Source organism: Providencia sp. PROV189 (genome assembly GCF_028480065.1).
Lineage (GTDB): Bacteria > Pseudomonadota > Gammaproteobacteria > Enterobacterales > Enterobacteriaceae > Providencia > Providencia stuartii.
Genome location: NZ_JAMPOG010000004.1, coordinates 314,825 through 332,551, shown reverse-complemented (window position 1 = coordinate 332,551; position 17,727 = coordinate 314,825). Strand labels below are relative to the sequence as shown.

17 protein-coding genes and 1 pseudogene are annotated in these 17,727 nt (G+C 41.8%); 7 read left to right on the top strand and 11 right to left on the bottom strand.

The window, feature by feature from the left end; translation table 11 throughout:
- The first annotated feature begins 333 nt into the window (after positions 1 to 333).
- Positions 334 to 734: pseudogene (locus PR833_RS03895) on the top strand (GFA family protein).
- 10 nt (positions 735 to 744) lie between these two features.
- On the opposite strand, the gene PR833_RS03890 reads toward PR833_RS03895, so the two are convergent.
- From PR833_RS03890 to PR833_RS03870, 5 genes are all read right to left on the bottom strand, one after another.
- Entirely contained in the window at positions 745 to 1,278 is a 534-nt protein-coding gene (locus tag PR833_RS03890; protein ID WP_036943465.1) for a GNAT family N-acetyltransferase, read from the bottom strand.
- A gap of 159 nt (positions 1,279 to 1,437) precedes the next feature.
- Positions 1,438 to 2,163 carry an amino acid ABC transporter ATP-binding protein gene (locus PR833_RS03885; protein WP_004917638.1) on the bottom strand — a complete coding sequence of 242 codons (726 nt, stop codon included), beginning with the start codon at positions 2,161 to 2,163 and terminating at the stop codon, positions 1,438 to 1,440.
- Positions 2,160 to 2,840 (bottom strand): glutamate/aspartate ABC transporter permease GltK, encoded by a 681-nt coding sequence (gene gltK / locus PR833_RS03880; protein ID WP_004917639.1) that lies wholly within the window; start codon positions 2,838 to 2,840, stop codon positions 2,160 to 2,162. The genes PR833_RS03885 and gltK overlap by 4 nt, the downstream gene beginning before the upstream one ends.
- 1 nt (position 2,841) lies before the next feature.
- Positions 2,842 to 3,582, bottom strand: a complete 741-nt coding sequence (locus PR833_RS03875; RefSeq protein ID WP_004917640.1) for an amino acid ABC transporter permease — start codon at positions 3,580 to 3,582, stop codon at positions 2,842 to 2,844.
- Positions 3,583 to 3,696: 114 nt separating this feature from the next.
- Positions 3,697 to 4,590, bottom strand: coding sequence for an amino acid ABC transporter substrate-binding protein (locus PR833_RS03870; RefSeq protein WP_014657717.1), 894 nt, complete (start codon positions 4,588 to 4,590; stop codon positions 3,697 to 3,699).
- Positions 4,591 to 5,072: 482 nt separating this feature from the next.
- Between PR833_RS03870 and PR833_RS03865 the strand changes: the two genes are divergently transcribed.
- Genes PR833_RS03865 through PR833_RS03850 form a run of 4 tightly spaced genes read left to right on the top strand, consistent with a single transcriptional unit; the run spans position 5,073 to position 8,806 of the window.
- The gene (locus tag PR833_RS03865) at positions 5,073 to 5,468 is read left to right on the top strand and encodes a hypothetical protein (protein ID WP_040132901.1); all 396 of its coding nucleotides are present in this window, start codon (positions 5,073 to 5,075) and stop codon (positions 5,466 to 5,468) included.
- Positions 5,469 to 5,515: 47 nt separating this feature from the next.
- Positions 5,516 to 7,573 carry a protein-disulfide reductase DsbD family protein gene (locus PR833_RS03860; protein WP_272525895.1) on the top strand — a complete coding sequence of 686 codons (2,058 nt, stop codon included), beginning with the start codon at positions 5,516 to 5,518 and terminating at the stop codon, positions 7,571 to 7,573.
- Positions 7,570 to 8,298, top strand: a complete 729-nt coding sequence (locus tag PR833_RS03855; RefSeq protein WP_004917644.1) for a DsbA family protein — start codon at positions 7,570 to 7,572, stop codon at positions 8,296 to 8,298. Before PR833_RS03860 ends, PR833_RS03855 begins: the two co-directional genes overlap by 4 nt.
- A gap of 7 nt (positions 8,299 to 8,305) precedes the next feature.
- On the top strand, positions 8,306 to 8,806 hold the full coding sequence (locus PR833_RS03850) for a protein disulfide oxidoreductase (RefSeq protein WP_272525894.1): 501 nt from the start codon (positions 8,306 to 8,308) through the stop codon (positions 8,804 to 8,806).
- Positions 8,807 to 8,880: 74 nt separating this feature from the next.
- Here the strand turns inward: PR833_RS03850 and PR833_RS03845 are convergent, their stop codons facing one another.
- The gene (locus PR833_RS03845; protein WP_004917646.1) at positions 8,881 to 9,594 is read right to left on the bottom strand and encodes an NUDIX hydrolase; all 714 of its coding nucleotides are present in this window, start codon (positions 9,592 to 9,594) and stop codon (positions 8,881 to 8,883) included.
- Between the two features lie 150 nt (positions 9,595 to 9,744).
- On the opposite strand from PR833_RS03845, the gene PR833_RS03840 reads away from it, so the two are divergent.
- Positions 9,745 to 10,767, top strand: a complete 1,023-nt coding sequence (locus PR833_RS03840) for an SPFH domain-containing protein (protein WP_014657721.1) — start codon at positions 9,745 to 9,747, stop codon at positions 10,765 to 10,767.
- Positions 10,764 to 11,687, top strand: coding sequence for a sugar kinase (locus PR833_RS03835; RefSeq protein ID WP_040132903.1), 924 nt, complete (start codon positions 10,764 to 10,766; stop codon positions 11,685 to 11,687). Before PR833_RS03840 ends, PR833_RS03835 begins: the two co-directional genes overlap by 4 nt.
- 70 nt (positions 11,688 to 11,757) lie before the next feature.
- Here PR833_RS03835 and lnt read toward each other — a convergent pair whose 3' ends face one another.
- From lnt to miaB, 5 genes are all read right to left on the bottom strand, one after another.
- On the bottom strand, positions 11,758 to 13,302 hold the full coding sequence (lnt, locus tag PR833_RS03830; protein WP_004917650.1) for an apolipoprotein N-acyltransferase: 1,545 nt from the start codon (positions 13,300 to 13,302) through the stop codon (positions 11,758 to 11,760).
- Positions 13,302 to 14,186, bottom strand: coding sequence for a CNNM family magnesium/cobalt transport protein CorC (corC, locus tag PR833_RS03825; protein ID WP_014657724.1), 885 nt, complete (start codon positions 14,184 to 14,186; stop codon positions 13,302 to 13,304). Before corC ends, lnt begins: the two co-directional genes overlap by 1 nt.
- A gap of 180 nt (positions 14,187 to 14,366) precedes the next feature.
- Positions 14,367 to 14,834 carry an rRNA maturation RNase YbeY gene (gene ybeY, locus PR833_RS03820; protein ID WP_004917654.1) on the bottom strand — a complete coding sequence of 156 codons (468 nt, stop codon included), beginning with the start codon at positions 14,832 to 14,834 and terminating at the stop codon, positions 14,367 to 14,369.
- The gene (locus PR833_RS03815) at positions 14,831 to 15,832 is read right to left on the bottom strand and encodes a PhoH family protein (RefSeq protein ID WP_223854883.1); all 1,002 of its coding nucleotides are present in this window, start codon (positions 15,830 to 15,832) and stop codon (positions 14,831 to 14,833) included. Before PR833_RS03815 ends, ybeY begins: the two co-directional genes overlap by 4 nt.
- 86 nt (positions 15,833 to 15,918) lie before the next feature.
- Positions 15,919 to 17,349, bottom strand: coding sequence for a tRNA (N6-isopentenyl adenosine(37)-C2)-methylthiotransferase MiaB (miaB, locus tag PR833_RS03810; protein ID WP_004917657.1), 1,431 nt, complete (start codon positions 17,347 to 17,349; stop codon positions 15,919 to 15,921).
- Positions 17,350 to 17,727: the final 378 nt, after the last annotated feature.

Below are 17,727 nucleotides of genomic sequence, written 5' to 3'. Positions count from 1 at the left end.
ACAATAGTTGATTAGCTGAACCGACGGGGAAAGCTGGATATTGTTTTTGGGGGGCGGTGTCAGAATATTTTATTCCGATGAGCATCAAACTTAACTAAAAAACAGTAAGATTGGTAGTGTTTCACGCAAAAAAACTCAAAAAGCCAGCAAATATTGGGCAATACATAGGGAGGGGTATTTATTCACTCTATTTTATTAGCACTAAAGTGCAAAGATCCCCTAGAAACATAAAAAAGCATCAATAAATTATATCAATTAACAAAACCTATTTGAGTTGTTTGAGTACCTTAATCCACTGATTTCATTTTTGCCTATGCTATTAGGGAGGGCGTTGTGATTGAAAAACAAGTTCAGAGCCATTGTGGTACAGTGAAATTTAAGGTTGCGTTGACTGATAGATATAACACAGCAAGAAGATGTCACTGCCCTTTTTGCCGAATGCGTGGGGCAATCGTAATCTTTGCGCTCTTGTCAGAGACACTATTTTAGAAGGAAAAGATAAACTAACGGAATATCGTTTTAACACAAAGCAAGCCGCCCTCTTTTTATTCAATCTGCGGAATTTATACTTTTCATCAAAGACGCTCAACCCCACAAGAGTATGGAGTAAAGGTTGCTTGCATTGAAGGTGTCTCTCCCTTTGATTTTGCATCGGTCAATGTGATGGATGGAAGACATCTTCCGAAAGAGAGGGAGGTGTTGTTGGTCAACTTATTTATAAAAGTAAACATTGAACGCTAATGTTTATAATGTCTTATACCAAAATAATGCGACTTCATGGGCATTTTCCGTGCATAAATAGAGCGCTTTATCATAACCATGAATGCGAAAACCGTGTTTGTGATAGAACTTAGCGGCTGTGGTATTCGTAGATTGAGATTCTAATCTGATGTGATGTAAACCATTGTCGGTTGCCCAAGCTTCAATTTTTTCTAGTAATTGTTTGGCGATACCTTTACCTCTATATGGCTCATCGATGGCCAATTCATCAAGTTGAGCCATTCCATTCCAGCAAAGACTTGCACAGGCATAGCCAATCGTTTTATCCCCCAATTTCGCAACATATAAAACACCTAAACTTTCTTGTTCATTCAACCACTGCTCTGGAGAGAAATGATAATCCTTTAGGTAGGGCTTAATCGCTTTTTTCCTGTTTATATCGTCATAGGGATGGAGTAACTCATCAGTTATCATCACATTAAAATTACAGGCAGAAACATCCAGAACCGTATCGTCTTGTAAAGGGATAATTGTTATTTGTTGATCATTTTTCATCATGAGGCTTAGATTATTAGATTGATATTAATTGGGTTTTTAATCTATATCTGTATGTATTGTCGGGCAACAAATATTTAGATAAAACAAAATAGAAAGGTATAAGAGTGTCGTGCAGGGGGCAGCCATAGAGAGGTAGTCTCTCCCTATGGCTTGCAATAATTAATGCAGTATTTTCGCGAGGAAATCTTTAGCTCTATCAGATTGCGGATTAGCAAAAAAGTCTTCTTTTTTACTGTCTTCAACAATCTTTCCTTCATCCATAAAAATCACACGGTTAGCGACTTTCTTAGCGAAACCCATTTCGTGGGTAACGACCATCATAGTCATACCCTCGTTTGCTAATTCGACCATAACATCAAGCACTTCATTGATCATTTCAGGGTCAAGTGCTGATGTTGGCTCGTCAAATAACATTGCAACGGGATCCATACACAAGGCTCGAGCAATTGCCACACGCTGCTGCTGCCCACCCGAAAGCTGGGAAGGAAACTTATTTGCATGGCTTGCTAGCCCAACGCGTTCGAGTAATTTCAACCCTTTTGCTTCAGCCTCTTTTTTATTTCTATTTAGCACCTTTACTTGAGCCAGTGTTAAATTTTCTATAATAGAAAGATGCGGGAATAGCTCAAAGTGTTGGAATACCATGCCAACTTTAGAGCGAAGTTTTGCCAAATCAGTTTTTTTATCATTGACTTGGATACCATTTACAAAAATTTCACCCTGTTGAACTGGCTCAAGGCCATTCACTGTTTTTATTAATGTGGATTTACCAGAGCCTGATGGTCCACAGACAACCACGACTTCGCCTTTTTTGACTTCAGTTGTACAGTCTGTGAGTACCTGAAACTGGCCATACCATTTAGAGATATTTTTCAGGGTAATCATGTAACAGTCCTTTTCTTAAGATAATTCACCAGCATTGAAGCGCCGAAACTGATAATAAAGTACACGAAACCTGCAAACAATATCATTTCTACTTGTGTACCATCACGCTCACCAATATTGGTTGCCGTACGGAAGAAATCCGTCAAACTCAGTACATAAACTAATGATGAATCCTGAAATAGCACAATGCCTTGTGTTAATAACAGAGGGATCATCGCTTTAAAGGCTTGAGGTAAGATGACTAACCTCATTGTTTGCATATGCGTCATGCCCAGTGCAAGTGCGGCAGATGCTTGGCCTCGTGAAATACTCTGAATACCTGCTCGAATAATCTCAGAGTAGTAGGCGGCTTCAAAAAGCGAGAAGGCTACCATTGCTGAAATTAAACGGATATCACTTTTTGGTGATATGCCTAGAACATTTTGGACTAAGTTAGGCACAATCAGATAGAACCACAACAATACCATGACTAATGGGATAGAGCGGAACGTATTTACGTACAGTGCAGCGAACCAACTGATAGGTTTAAAAGTAGATAGACGCATCACGGCGAGAACCGTTCCCCACAATATCCCTACGACAATAGCCGTAATGGTAATTTTAGCGGTGACGACTAACCCATCAAGAAGAAATGGCCAACTTGGGGCGATGGAGCTCCAATCAAATTCATAGAACATATTATCGCCCTCCTAATGTGCCGGGTAAGCGAACTTTACGTTCTAACAAATTCATTAACAGCATAATGATCAAATTGATGCCGACATAGGCAAGCGTGATCGCAGTGAATGATTCCCAAGCATGGGCAGAATAATCAAGCAACTTACCTGCTTGGGCTGCCATATCAACGAGGCCGATAGTGGAAGCTATCGCCGAGTTTTTCACTAAGTTAAGCATCTCGGATGTCATTGGTGGCAAAATGACACGATACGCATTGGGTAAAAGCACATAGCGATAAGTTTGTGGCAAGGTCAGCCCCATAGCGAGACCAGCGTTTTTTTGCCCTCTTGGTAATGATTGTATTGCCGCTCTTACCTGTTCAGTCATACGGGCGGCGGTAAATAAACCAAGGCACAGTGTTGAAGAGATAAAAAATTGATAGTTAGGATCTAAGTCCATTTTGAACCAGTCGCCGATAGAACGGGGTAACAGCTCTGGGATCACTAAATACCAAGTAAAAAATTGAACAATTAAAGGGACATTACGAAATAGCTCGACATAAACGGTTCCTATCATCGCTAAAAAGCGATTAGGCACGGTACGTAAAATACCAAAGAACGAGCCGACCAGAAAAGCAATGATCCAAGCACAGATAGAAAGTGCGACAGTGACTTCTAAGCCAGATAATAACCAACCTAAATAGGTGGTATTCCCAAATGGGGCTTCCTGTAGGAAAATCCCCCAATTCCAATTGATTGACATAATTCTACTTCCTGTGGGCAATTTAGATTGACCCTACTACTGGTGAGAAAGTGCAAGGCGGGGAACGACCGCCTTGCAAATCCCACTTCAGTAACACCCTGTTTGTCTTTTTATTTAGTTAAGTGCTTTGTCATTAGGTGATTTGAACAACTCTTTCATTTCATCTGATAACGTGAATTTCAAGTTAAGATTTTTTGGTGGGATAGGTTGGTTAAACCAACGGTCAAATGATTTCTCAGCCGTACCAGAAGTTTGTGCCTTCGCGATAGTTTCATCGACTAACGCCTTAAACTGAGGATCATCTTTGCGTAGCATACAGCCATAAGCTTCTTCTGTTTGCGGTTTGCCTACAATCTCCCAAATATCTGGTTTTTTCGCTTTTGCACGTTCACCTGCTAACAACGCATCATCCATCATAAAGGCGACAGCGCGGCCAGATTCAAGGGTACGGAATGAGTCACCATGATCTTTTGCACTGATAATGCGCATTTTCATATTTTTTTCGTCGTTAAGTTTATTGAGCAAAATTTCAGACGTTGTTCCAGAGGTAACAACGACGTTTTTACCCGCGAGGTCGGCGAAGTCTTTGACTCCAGAGTCATTTTTAGTAAGTAGACGAGTACCTACTACGAAAATCGTATTTGAAAACGCAGCTTGTTTTTGTCTTTCTAAGTTATTGGTCGTTGAACCACACTCAAAATCATAGGTACCATTTTGTAATAGCGGTATACGGTTTTGTGATGTAATAGGGATAAGCTTAACTTCGAGATTAGGTTTGTTGAGTTTCTTTTTAACCGCATCAACGATTTCATTGGAGTAGTCTTGAGAGTAGCCGACCACTTTTTGGTTGTTGTCATAGTAAGAAAATGGAACGGATGACTCACGGTGGCCAACAACAATCACACCATTGTCGTTAATTTTTTTTAGAGTACCTGTTAGTTCTTCTGCTTGAACGGCACAAGTTGCTCCTAGCACCATCATCGATAATACAATCTTGCTCATACGCATATTTACAGCTCCTTTCTAAGATCGGAGATTTATCTCGTTTGTTGTGCTTGCTGATGTTTCGTGGATGCTATCAATACCACGATCACCTGCTGTATGTTTTAATATTGTTAAAAATTAAAGAAAAATGTTAAACAATGAAAATGAATTGTTTCAAAATCGGGAGCTATCTCGCATATTATTTGGGCAGTTCCTAATTTGTTGCACTATTACTGGGAAAACTTTCCTAAAAAGGGTATTTATGCACCACTAGTGTGAAAAATAATCTCATTTTCCTGTTGCTAGTGGGTATAATGCATCTTGTATGCCAATTTTTATCTTTAGGGGTGTAAATAGGATTGGGTTTGTAAAGTTAGCTCATGCTACTTGTACCGAGTCGTTTGCTGTGTAAGATGTAACCTTGATTAAATTGGTTAAATTTAAATATTGAATTAACTTATCATTATTTAACAGTGTGATTTCAGGACGAAGAAATAGAGACACGCATGAACAGGCAACTCAAATTAGGCAAAGGATTAGTAGTACTCGCCTGTCTGATGGTTTTACTTTGTATTAATCAAAGAGCCGTTGGAGAGCGTCTTTTCGCCCATTTTTCGCCTCAAGACCCTGTCGTGCAAATGCAATCCAATGGTCAGTCTATGGTGTTTAAAACGGCTGTTTCGAGTGAAAAAAGCGCGCAATTGTCTTCTTGTGAATTGAGTGCAAAATCACTACTGACATTAAGTCCTGCTGCTATTGAACCTCTCTTTTTTGTTTTCCTTTCTATCACTGCGTTAGGTATTTTTTACTCTCATTTATTTTCACGCAGAGCTAAGCGTGAGGATAAACATCCCCCACCAAGAGTTAGGCTCCATTTACAATATTGCAATCTTCGAGATTAGAACACCATCACGTTCAGCTTGTTGGTGTATTTTATTCTGGAGGAATTATGCGTTTTTTAATTAATGCGTTAATTATTTTATCTGCCTTATTTTCGGGAATGCTACAGGCAGCTGATACTGGCTGGCTAACAGATAAACATAATGACCATGCTCAAGTAAGATTGTTAAGTGCTTCCCAAAAAGATGGGAAGGTTGCTTTATTGTTGGATGTACAACTACAAGATGGTTGGAAAACCTATTGGCGTTCTCCAGGAGAAGGCGGTATTGCGCCGGAAATCAATTGGAAATCACCAGTAACAGATATGGATTGGCAGTGGCCAGCCCCTGGTCGTTTTGATGTTGCAGGTATTTCAACTCAAGGTTATATGGGAGACGTTGTTTTTCCTATCGTCGTTAATGCCGATGAAAAACTAGATAAACTTTCGGGAGTTTTAACACTTTCCACCTGTAGCAATGTCTGTATTTTAACGGATTATCCTTTCGAGCTCGATTTGACTGAACCTGAGCCTGAGAATTTTGAGTGGGCATTTAATCAAGCGATGGGGCGTATTCCTCCTACAGCGGGGCTAGTGCAAAACCATAATGTCGGGTTTGATGGTGACAAACTCGTTCTTGAATTACAAAAAGTGGCTGGCGAGCCGTGGAGCCAAAAAGCAGGGGTTTTTACTGATACACCAGAAGGAACCACGCTAGGTGTGCCAAATATTCGTTTATCGGGTGACAAGCTGACGGCGACCGTTGCGGTGAGTGATGATTGGGGAGATAAAGCGCCAGACCTGACAGGAAAACCGTTCTCTTTTGTGGTGACGGATGGCGCGCTTTCACAACAGGTAACAGCGCAAATCACACCTTTTACTGGCGCTACTCAGCAGGATAATGCTGGCGGTGCGATACCTCTTTGGCAGATTTTGGCCTTTGCGTTACTAGGTGGTTTGATTTTAAACCTTATGCCTTGTGTTTTGCCGGTTCTCGCGATGAAGTTAGGCTCGGTCTTGATGGTACCGCAAGGGGAGCAGAAAACCATCCGTCGGCAATTTTTGCTTTCTTCTTCAGGGATCTTAGTCTCTTTCTGGCTATTAGCGTTATTAATGACCCTGTTGCGCGTTGGGCAACAAGCTGTTGGATGGGGGATCCAGTTCCAAAACCCATGGTTTATTGGGTTTATGGTATTAGTGACAGCATTATTTACGGCTAACCTATTTGGTTTGTTTGAGATCCATCTAGGAAGTAAAGCGAGCACTCGTTTAGCGACTGCGGGTGGTCAAGGTAACAGTGGGCATTTCTGGCAAGGTGTGTTTGCAACCTTATTGGCAACCCCTTGTTCTGCACCATTTTTGGGCACAGCAGTGGCGTTCGCACTAGCGGCTCCGATAGGAGAACTCTGGTTAGTCTTTACGGCACTGGGTATCGGAATGAGTTTGCCGTGGCTATTAATCGCCGCTTTCCCTGCTATTTCTCGGCTGTTACCAAAACCTGGGGCTTGGATGAGTAAACTGAGAGTGGTTTTAGGTGTGATGATGCTATTGTCATGTCTATGGTTAATTAGCTTACTGATCCCTCATTTTGGTGAAATGGCTGCCTTAGCTATTGTGATCGTCTTTTTGCTTTTGCTGGTGGTTTTCATTGGCAAAAAATTCAGTTTACGCACTGCGGCAATTTCGTTTGTCCTGTTTGCATTATTAACAGGTGGCTTTGTTTGGGCAACGATGGAGCAAACGACAGGAAGTCGAACCCTTGTTCAGGATAATGTGGATTGGCAACCTCTGAGTGAGGAAGCGATTACACAGGCTCTGTCAGAAAATAAGCGAGTGTTTATTGATGTTACGGCAGATTGGTGTGTAACCTGTAAAGCAAATAAATATAATGTATTGCTAAGAGATGATGTTCAGCAACTCTTGAATGAACCAGATGTGGTCGCATTAAGAGGTGACTGGACTAAGCCATCACCAGAAATTACCGCATTTTTACAAAAACGTGGGCAGGTGGCTGTGCCATTTAATCAAATTTATGGCCCTAGGTTGGCTGAGGGTGAAATACTGTCAACGATACTTGATCGTGAAGTTTTATTATCAATTATGAATGAGGCCAAAGGAGCCGAAAAATGAAAAAAACAATTGTAGCTGTTCTGTTCTCGTCGCTAATGCTAGGTGCAACTGCTCATGCGGCTCCATTAACGTCTGACCAAGAAGCACAAGTGCGTAAGTTGGTACGTGATACCTTGGTTGAAAACCCTGAAATTTTAGAAGAAGCGATTGTTGCACTACAGGCTAAGCAAGGTGAAAAACAGCAAGCTCAAATGAAGGCAACGATTAAAGCCGAGCACGATAAGCTGTTTAATGATCCAGCAAGCCCACGACTGGGTGCCAAAGATGCAAAACTGGTGTTGGTTAACTTCACCGATTATAACTGCCCATTCTGTAAGCGTTTTGATCCACAGCTTGAAGAGATTGTGAAGAAATACCCTGATGTTGCTGTGGTGATAAAACCTCTGCCATTTAAAGGCAAAACATCGCTGGAGTCTTCTCAACTGGTTCTGACATTGTGGGAAAAAGATCCAAAAGCATTCCAAGCACTGCATCAAAAATTTATGCAAAAGCAAGGGATGTTAACTGAAGAAAACATCAAACAGGCGTTGAAAGCGACAGGTAATGAAAAATTAGTCGCTAATGATAAGAGCGAAGAAACTATTCGCACTAACATGATGTTAGCTGAAAAATTAGGGGTTAATGGTACACCTGCAACACTCATTGGTGAAGAAATGATCCCAGGTGCTGTAGATGCTCAACAATTAGAAATGATTGTTAAAGAGCAATTAGCAAAAGTGAAATAAGGTAAATATGGCTAGACTGAAAAAGTGGTCAAAAGAAATTATTGGGTTGGTGGTGATCTTGTTCGTCGTCTTTACCGTAATGGATTTTTGGCGTAAACCTGAAAGCCTAGCACCTATTTTGCTTGAGCCGCAATTACTTGCGACGGGTGAAACCGTATCATTAGCAGAGTTGAGTAAAGAACAACCTGTTTTAGTCTATTTTTGGGCGACATGGTGTGGGGTTTGCAAAATAACCTCTCCAACGGTAGCCGACTTAGCTAAGGCCGGTGTTCCCGTTGTTTCTGTGGCAATACGTTCTGGCAATAGTGAACGTCTGTTATCAGGGATGGAGAAAAAAGAGCTAAATTTCCCAGCAATCAATGATACACAAGGCTCGCTTGCGAATCAGGTTGGCATTAGTGCCACACCGACCTTTATGATCATCGATAACGGTAAAATGGTCAGTTTTACCAGTGGTTATACAAGCTATTGGGGAATAAAAACACGTATGTGGATGGCTTCTTTTTAGTTAATTTCTCGCTAGGCTATTTCAGGCCCTCTTGAAGATATGTTTCAAGGGGGCCTTTGTTTTACCCATCAGGGTTAAAATTCTAAATTACGAATAAAACGGTAATCAGCTGACTCAGGTTTCAGACGATATAAATTAGCTGGTCGGCCTGTTTCTTGCCGTTTTTCTCCTGTATCAATCAGTAAATCAGCCTGCTCTAAGCGACGGCGAAAAGATTTTTTTTGCAATGTTTTGCCGATTAATACTTCATGCACATGTTGCAGCTCTGTCAAAGTAAAGACTTCAGGTAAGGCAAAGCCGGGAACAATAGAATAGAGTGATTTTTGTTTTAATCGCTCTCGTGCTTGCTGATAAAGCATTGAGTGGTCAAAGGCTAATGACATGTTTTCAATGTCGCTGATAGCGACCCATTTTGCTGATCCGACACTATCAATGTAGTGCTGACATGCCTGATAGGCGATAAGGGCTGTATAACAAACGGTGACAGACCAACCTCGTTTATCACGAAAATGGTTACCGACAGTACAAAGCTGTTCAATGTAGGGGGGAATGACGCCCGTTTTTTCTTTTAGCTTTCTCAAGATAGCTTGCTCAAGAGTACTATCTTGCTCTTCATCGATAAACCCGCCAGGTAGCCCCCACATCCCTTTATCTGGATGATTTGCACGCTCAACAAGGAGAACCTTTAACGTCTCTTCATGGTAAGTAAATAGCACCGCATCTACCGTCACTAGCGGCGAAAGATATGCATTCCTATCGTATTTAGATAAATATTCTTGTTCATTCATGAGATGACAACCCACTAAGCTATTTCATGGTTAATAGGGCGATGATACGTTAAAAAAATATTTGTGTCATTAAGACACTTAATGCTTGACACCTTGGTGTCCATAAGACAATAATTTATTATTGTCATAAGGACACTAATGAGGTTAACTATGTTTAATATTAATTATTTCAAAGCAGACTCTTCGACTTTCATTATTAAATCCGTCAACGGAAAAGTGATTAAGCAAGGGAAGGGATTAAGTTTTTGGTATAACTCAGCAACAACATCTATTGCGGCACTACCATTAAATGCGCTTGAAGCGCCGTTTATTTTTAATTTACAAACGGCGGACTTTCAAAGCTTGCGTATTCAAGGGCAAATCTCATTTCGAATTAGCCAACCGGAAAAAACAGCAGAGGTATTGAATTATAACCTGACTCAAGATGGCAGCTCGTATGCGTCTGAGGACCCATTAAAATTAAGCGATAGGGTTGTGCGTAGTGCACAGACTTTAATTCAGGCAAAAATCCAACGCACTGCGATGCGTGATGCATTGTTGATAAGTCAAACATTGATCACAGAGGTCGCCAATCAGTTATCGATACATTCGGCGCTACAAGCATTAGGCATCGATATTCTTGATGTTTCGATTGCAGCCATTACACCATCACCTGAAACATTGAAAGCTCTTGAAGCAGAAGCGAGAGAATCGATTCTAAAAGAGGCCGATGATGCGATTTATGCGAGACGTAAGTTTTCTGTCGAACAAGAGCGTATGCTTAAGGAAGCCGAGCTGGAAACCGATTTATCCGTTCAAAATAAGCAGCAACAAATTGAAGAAGCACGTTTAGAAAATGAACGTCATTTATTGCGTGAACAGGCTGAAATTGAGCAGGAAAAGTTAGCCGCTCAAGTCAATGCCGAAGCTAAACGTAATGAGCTTGTGGCATTAAGCGTTGAAAACCAACGAATTCAATCGGATGCGGATGCTTACGCTATTGAGGTGAAAATGCGTGCTTATCGAGAACTGCCTGTCGAGAATTTAAAAGCGATGGCATTGGCAAAAATGGCACCGGAGCAGTTAATGGCTATGGCGTTTGAATCATTAGCGCTAAATGCAGGGAAAATTGGTGAGTTGAATATATCCCCCGATCTCTTTAGCCAAATATTTAAAAAAGGAGCTAAAGTATGAAAAGAGGAGAGGATGTCCGTTTTGTTTTAATTATGCGTAAAACGCGGTTACAGGCACTGATTGAACGTTTTAATACTTGGCCGCAAGCCAAATTTTATTTAGAGCATAATCATGTTGAGGTAAACGATTATCTTGAAGAGCACGATCACTATCAAAAACAATTAGTACAAGCAGAGGCGGTTCTGAAATCAATGGGGCGATTTCAATTGTTAGAACGTTCTTTACTGCCTAGCTACCAATTTACGGCTCGTGATATTGTGATTGTGATAGGACAAGACGGCTTAGTGGCAAATACATTGAAATATTTAAATGGTCAGCCTGTTATCGCAATTAATCCTGATCCTGCAAGATGGGATGGCAAATTATTACCTTTTGAAATAGGCCAACTGCGTGAAGTCGTTTTGAATACGTTAAAGGAAAAGATGCCAAGTAGAACGGTGACTTTTGCTCAGGCGACAACTAATGATGGGCAAACATTACTTGCGGTTAATGATCTATTTATTGGCCCTAAAACCCACACATCGGCACGCTATATTATGAGATGGAATGGGGAACAAGAATTTCAATCCTCCTCGGGGATCATTATTTCAACAGGCTTAGGGTCGACAGGGTGGTTTCAATCGATTTTAGCGGGTGCTCAAGCCGTTATGGGGGTAGCTCATCACCCGTTGTCACAAGGATTTTCTTGGCAAGAAAGGCGACTTCAATTTAGTGTTAGGGAGCCTTTTCCTAGTAAGACAACAGGAACTTCATTTGTTTTCGGTGCGATTGAGGAGAATTCACCGCTGCAACTTGAATCATTGATGCCGGAAAATGGCGTGATTTTTTCCGATGGCATTGAAGATGATTATTTAAATTTTAATGCAGGTTGCATCGCTTCTATTAGCGTTGCGGATGTACAAGGGCAATTGATTGGTTAAATGATAAAATTTAGGCGATGTAAAATAAAATCCCAGTCGTGTGCAATTAATGCAAAGACTGGGATTTTTGTTATTTATCTGAACTTGTTTTTGACCTGCGGCCTCGTGATATGGCTATCAGCATAAATATGATAACAACGCCCCACATTGGCCAATTACTCCAGCGTGCATAAGGTGTTAACCCCGTTGTTGGGGTAATAGATGCAGATAGTGTAGCAGCGGTAAATTGAGGCAACTTAGCTTGGACGGTACCATCTGCTCGAATAATTGCGGTGACGCCATTATTGGTAGCTCTAAGTAGTGGGCGACCAAGCTCCAGCGCTCTCATGCGCGCCATTTGGAAATGTTGCCATGGCCCAATCGACTTACCAAACCACGCATCGTTAGAAATGGTTAAGAGGTAATCGCTATTAGGTTGGAAATTATCGCGAACCTGTGTTCCAAGGATAATTTCATAGCAGATGGCGGCTGTTAGATGCATATTGCCTACAGCAAGCTGAGCTTGTTGATAATCGCCCCGGCTAAATCCTGACATTGGTAAATTAAATAATGGTGCGATAGGGCGTAAAATATCCTCTAACGGTACAAACTCACCAAAAGGCACTAAATGGTGCTTGTTATAGCGATTTTTTGATGGGTACAGATAGGGAGTTGTATCCCCTAATACAATGATGGTGTTATAAAACTGATAGTCACCGTCAATAGGACGGGCATCAACAATACCCGTGATCAGTTTGGTCTGGGATTCAGCTAATATTTTGTCCAGTGATTTTAGCCATGCTTGGTTATCTAATTCGACTGACGGCACTGCGGATTCAGGCCAAACAATTAAGGAAGCTTTGCCAATATAAGGGCTAGAAAGCTTAATATAAGTATCTTTGATTTTTTGTAAGTAGCTTGTTTCCCACTTCATGGATTGGGGAATATTGCCTTGTACAAGCGCCACTTCCGTAGTTTTTGACTCCAGAGGGGTATACCACTGATAGCTCTTGATGATTAAAGGAGCGAAAAGTAGTACGGCAGCGGCGACTAACGGCGTAATACGGCGACGTACCAACGCAAGCACGAGTAACCCACTAATACTAAATAATATTAGAGTTATCAGTTCTACACCAAAGATGGGGGCAAGGCCTTTCATTGGGCCATCAATTTGGCTGTAACCGAATTGAAGCCATGGGAAGCCTGTAAGAACCCAACCTCGTAAAAACTCGGTGAGCTGCCAAATGGCTGGAGCGGCAAAGACTAATCGCCATATTGTTGATTGGGGAAAGAATTTGCTGAGTAGATAACCAAATAACCCAGTGTAGAGGGAAAGGTAAGCTGCAAGCAGGATCACCAATAGGACATTAACAACCTCTGGCATTCCACCAAAGTCAGCAATGCTGACATACACCCAATTAACGCCCGAGCCAAATAGCCCAAAGCCCCATGCAAAAGCAATCGAAAAAGCTTGTTTAGGGGAGCGTTGTAGGGTCAGTAGTTGGAGAAATAGGATGGAAAGGAGAGCTGCAGGCCAGAGGTCAAATGGCGAAAAAGCCAGTGTACCACTGGCTCCGAAAATGAAAGCCAGTAGTAGTCTTAACCACTGACTTTGATAGTATAACGTTAAGTTCATTAACTCTTTTCTTCATCTAAGTTTGGTGCAGGCGCGCCATCTGGAATTTTTACGTGAAGTAAAATAATTCGGCGGCTATCCGACATGGCAACTTTAAATTGATAGCCATCTATAGTGATGGATTCACCTCGAGAGGGTAGATGACCAAAGGCTTGCATAACAAGGCCACCGACAGTATCCACTTCTTCGTCGCTAAAGTGAGTCTCAAACGCATCATTGAAGTCTTCAATTTGGGTTAAGGCTCTAACTGAGTAGGAGTGCTGACTTAGCTGACGAATATCGACATCATCTTCATCATCGTACTCATCTTCAATTTCGCCAACAATAAGCTCTAAAATATCTTCAATGGTAACAAGACCAGAGACACCGCCAAACTCATCAATGACAATAGCCATATGATAGCGTAGTGAACGGAACTCTTTTAACAACCGGTCGACCCGTTTGCTTTCAGGTACAACAACCGCTTGGCGCAACACTTTATCAATACTGAATGGCTCAGCGTCTGTACGCATAAATGGCAGCAAATCTTTTGCCATTAGTAGCCCTTCAATATGATCTTTATCTTCGCTGATGACAGGGAAACGTGAGTGTGCGGATTCGATAATAACATCAAGGCACTCATCCAGAGTTTGATTACGTTTTAAGGTTACAATCTGGGAGCGCGGGATCATAATGTCACGTACCCGCTGATCGGCAATATCCATGACGCCTTCTAACATGTCACGGGTATCAGGATCGATAAGGTCGTTCTGCTCGGAATCACGGATCAGCTCGACCAAGTCACCACGGTTTTTAGGTTCAGCGTGGAAGAGTTGGTTTAATAGTGCAAAGAACCCTTTCTTAGGACCAGGGTTGTCACTACTCGAAGAGTTATCGTCGCTCATGGCGTTTTATTAATTATTCCTCAATTGATGATAATGGTTAATTTAGCTAAATAAGTCAATTGCTTAGGTTTTTAACTCTGCCAAATATACATTCAACGGCGTGAGATAACTATGGTATTTACTCCCAAAAACGCGATTAGACTTATTCAGCTAATATTTAACATAAAAATAGACCGTGGGTCATTCTTTTTCTGCAAGATAAGGATCAGCATAGCCCAATTCAGCTAAAATTTCCGTTTCTAGGCTCTCCATTTCTTCTGCTTCATCGTCTTCGATATGATCATAACCAAGCAGATGCAGACAGCCATGTACAACCATGTGCGCCCAATGCTCCTCGGCACTTTTTTGCTGTTCGATGGCTTCCTGTTCAACCACTTGACGACAAATAATCAGATCGCCAAGTAGAGGTAATTCTACCTCTGGTGGCGCTTCAAAAGGAAAAGATAACACATTTGTTGGTTTATCTTTCCCCCGATAAGTCAGGTTTAAATGGTGACTTTCTTCTTCATCAACGATGCGGATTGTCACTTCACTTTGTGGTTGAAACTTAGGGAGTACGGCTTCTAACCAACGTTGAAACAGTGCTTCATCAGGTAGCCCTGTTGTTTCTTCGCAAGCGAGCTGTAAATCAAGAATGACTTCACTCATTTAATTATTTCCTGCTTTTCTAACGCTTTTTGCTGTTCTTTTTCTTCTCTAATTTGTTGACGGCGTTTGTTGTCTTGTTCTTCCCATTTTTCATAGGCAATAACAACTTTTGCGACAACAGGGTGACGAACAACGTCTTCGCTGTGGAAGAAATTAAAGCTAAGTTCATCAACATCAGAAAGCACTTCAATGGCATGACGTAGGCCTGATTTATTACCGCGAGGCAAGTCGACCTGAGTAATATCCCCCGTGATGACGGCTTTTGAATTAAAACCGATACGGGTCAGGAACATTTTCATCTGCTCAATGGTGGTGTTCTGGCTTTCATCTAAAATAATGAAAGCATCATTGAGGGTGCGACCGCGCATATAAGCCAGTGGTGCTACCTCAATAACATTACGTTCAATCAGTTTTTCAACTTTTTCGAACCCTAGCATTTCAAATAATGCGTCATACAGTGGGCGCAAATAAGGATCTACTTTTTGACTGAGGTCACCGGGTAAAAAGCCAAGTTTTTCCCCCGCTTCAACAGCAGGGCGAGTCAGCAAAATACGCCGTACTTCTTGGCGCTCTAAAGCATCTACGGCGGCTGCAACGGCAAGGTATGTTTTACCTGTACCCGCGGGGCCAATGCCAAACGTAATATCGTGATCTAAAATATTCGCTATATATTGCGCTTGGTTTGGTGTGCGAGGCTTGATAACACCACGTTTGGTCTTGATATTAACGGCTTTACCATAATCTGGAATACTATCGGCAGCCTGCTCTAATACGCGGCTTTCAGAGATAGCAAGGTGGATTTGCTCAGGGTCAATATCGGGGATCACACCGCGTATTGGAGCGGTATCAACATACAATTGGCGTAAGATTTTACTGGCCGCTTGGATATTGAGTGGTTTGCCTGATAGCTTGAAACGGTTATCACGACGATTAATTTCAATCGCAAGTCTACGCTCAAGTTGCTTGATATTATCATCAAATGGCCCGCAAAGGCTCATTAAGCGTTGGTTATCTGCGGGCTCTAGAAAGATTTCTTGTGTTGCGATTTGCAACGGTTTTTTATCGGTCACTGAGTATCCTATCGTTAGGGTTGGTAACTACCAACACCAAGCTCATCTTCTTTACGAGTACGTGCGATGACAGAAGCGGGTGATTCGTGAACGCGCAAGCCCATTTGGTCTTCTGTGCGGATCACTTTACCGCGTAGTGAATTGGCATAAACGTCAACGATCTCTACATCAACAAACTTGCCAATCATATCAGGTGAACCTTCAAAGTTCACAACACGGTTGCTCTCTGTACGACCTGAAAGCTCCATAACGTTTTTACGTGAAGGGCCTTCGACTAAAATACGTTGTACCGTACCTAACATAGCACGGCTGTAGCTCATTGCTTGTTGGTTTATGCGCTGTTGAAGGAGATAGAGACGCTGTTTCTTCTCATCTTCGCTCACGTCATCGGGTAGATCAGCGGCTGGTGTACCTGGGCGTGGTGAGTAGATAAAGCTAAAGCTCATATCGAAGTTCACATCAGCGATCAGTTTCATGGTTTTTTCAAAATCATCATTGGTTTCACCAGGGAAGCCAACAATAAAGTCAGAGCTAATGAGAATATCCGGACGTGCTTTACGTAATTTACGGATGATAGCCTTGTATTCAAGCGCGGTGTGTGCGCGTTTCATTAATGTCAAAATACGATCTGAACCGCTTTGCACTGGCAAATGTAGGAAGCTAACTAGCTCAGGCGTATCTTCATAGACTTCAATGATGTCATCAGTAAATTCAATTGGATGGCTAGTCGTGAAACGAATTCTGTCGATACCATCAATCGCGGCAACCAAACGAATTAATTCAGCAAAAGTACAGATTTCACCATCAAATGTTGCGCCACGATAAGCGTTAACGTTTTGACCCAATAGGTTTACTTCACGTACACCCTGCGCCGCTAATTGAGCAATTTCAAACAGGATATCATCACAAGGACGGCTAACTTCTTCACCGCGTGTATAAGGAACAACGCAGAATGTGCAATATTTATTGCAGCCTTCCATGATGGAGACAAAAGCGGTAGGGCCTTCCGCGCGTGGTTCTGGCAGACGGTCAAATTTCTCAATTTCAGGGAAACTGATATCGATAACAGGGCTACGGCTTCCTTTAACCTGATTAATCATTTCAGGGAGACGGTGTAGCGTTTGTGGACCGAAAACAATATCGACGCTTGGTGCGCGCTGGCGGATAAAATCACCTTCTTGAGACGCAACACAGCCGCCGACACCAATAATGATATCAGGGTTGCTATCTTTGAACGATTTCCAGCGACCAAGCTGATGGAAAACTTTTTCCTGTGCTTTTTCACGGATTGAACACGTGTTCAGCAGCAGTAAATCTGCTTCTTCTGGAATCTCAGTGATCTGATAACCATGGGTGCTTTCTAATAATGAAGCCATTTTTGATGAGTCATACTCATTCATTTGGCAGCCCCATGTTTTAATATATAACTTTTTATTCGTCGACATGTCTATATCCGGTGTTTTCGAAGTGGCTTAGTATAATGGACTCCGAAACGCGTTGTATACCCGTTATACTTTGAGCATAGAGCCTTTATGCGTAGCTGCTCGAAATATAATGGATATAAATCCAAAGTCCTGTCCCGTTTTGGGAAGGCGCACGCATTTTTGATCATAAACATCACTCTATGATATGAAAAATGCCAAAATAGCCTGAGTTAGTACCCAAAGGCTATGTAATACGCGGTCTCAAAGACAGGTTATCGCCTATTTTTTTCAAGATTAACCTGTATTGTATTCATTTGCAGCATCAGTGACCAGAGTCTCTGAAAGAGATATTCCCTGTCAGCGTAACAATTTTTCGGTACACTACGTAAATCAAATAGT

Bases quoted from the DNA above. Each gene is read 5' to 3' on its own strand.
- PR833_RS03890 (WP_036943465.1), bottom strand. From the start codon at position 1,278: ATGATGAAAAATGATCAACAAATAACAATTATCCCTTTACAAGACGAT.
- PR833_RS03885 (WP_004917638.1), bottom strand. From the start codon at position 2,163: ATGATTACCCTGAAAAATATCTCTAAATGGTATGGCCAGTTTCAGGTA.
- gltK (WP_004917639.1), bottom strand. From the start codon at position 2,840: ATGTTCTATGAATTTGATTGGAGCTCCATCGCCCCAAGTTGGCCATTT.
- PR833_RS03875 (WP_004917640.1), bottom strand. From the start codon at position 3,582: ATGTCAATCAATTGGAATTGGGGGATTTTCCTACAGGAAGCCCCATTT.
- PR833_RS03870 (WP_014657717.1), bottom strand. From the start codon at position 4,590: ATGCGTATGAGCAAGATTGTATTATCGATGATGGTGCTAGGAGCAACT.
- PR833_RS03865 (WP_040132901.1), top strand. From the start codon at position 5,073: ATGAACAGGCAACTCAAATTAGGCAAAGGATTAGTAGTACTCGCCTGT.
- PR833_RS03860 (WP_272525895.1), top strand. From the start codon at position 5,516: ATGCGTTTTTTAATTAATGCGTTAATTATTTTATCTGCCTTATTTTCG.
- PR833_RS03855 (WP_004917644.1), top strand. From the start codon at position 7,570: ATGAAAAAAACAATTGTAGCTGTTCTGTTCTCGTCGCTAATGCTAGGT.
- PR833_RS03850 (WP_272525894.1), top strand. From the start codon at position 8,306: ATGGCTAGACTGAAAAAGTGGTCAAAAGAAATTATTGGGTTGGTGGTG.
- PR833_RS03845 (WP_004917646.1), bottom strand. From the start codon at position 9,594: ATGAATGAACAAGAATATTTATCTAAATACGATAGGAATGCATATCTT.
- PR833_RS03840 (WP_014657721.1), top strand. From the start codon at position 9,745: ATGTTTAATATTAATTATTTCAAAGCAGACTCTTCGACTTTCATTATT.
- PR833_RS03835 (WP_040132903.1), top strand. From the start codon at position 10,764: ATGAAAAGAGGAGAGGATGTCCGTTTTGTTTTAATTATGCGTAAAACG.
- lnt (WP_004917650.1), bottom strand. From the start codon at position 13,302: ATGAACTTAACGTTATACTATCAAAGTCAGTGGTTAAGACTACTACTG.
- corC (WP_014657724.1), bottom strand. From the start codon at position 14,186: ATGAGCGACGATAACTCTTCGAGTAGTGACAACCCTGGTCCTAAGAAA.
- ybeY (WP_004917654.1), bottom strand. From the start codon at position 14,834: ATGAGTGAAGTCATTCTTGATTTACAGCTCGCTTGCGAAGAAACAACA.
- PR833_RS03815 (WP_223854883.1), bottom strand. From the start codon at position 15,832: ATGAGCCTTTGCGGGCCATTTGATGATAATATCAAGCAACTTGAGCGT.
- miaB (WP_004917657.1), bottom strand. From the start codon at position 17,349: ATGTCGACGAATAAAAAGTTATATATTAAAACATGGGGCTGCCAAATG.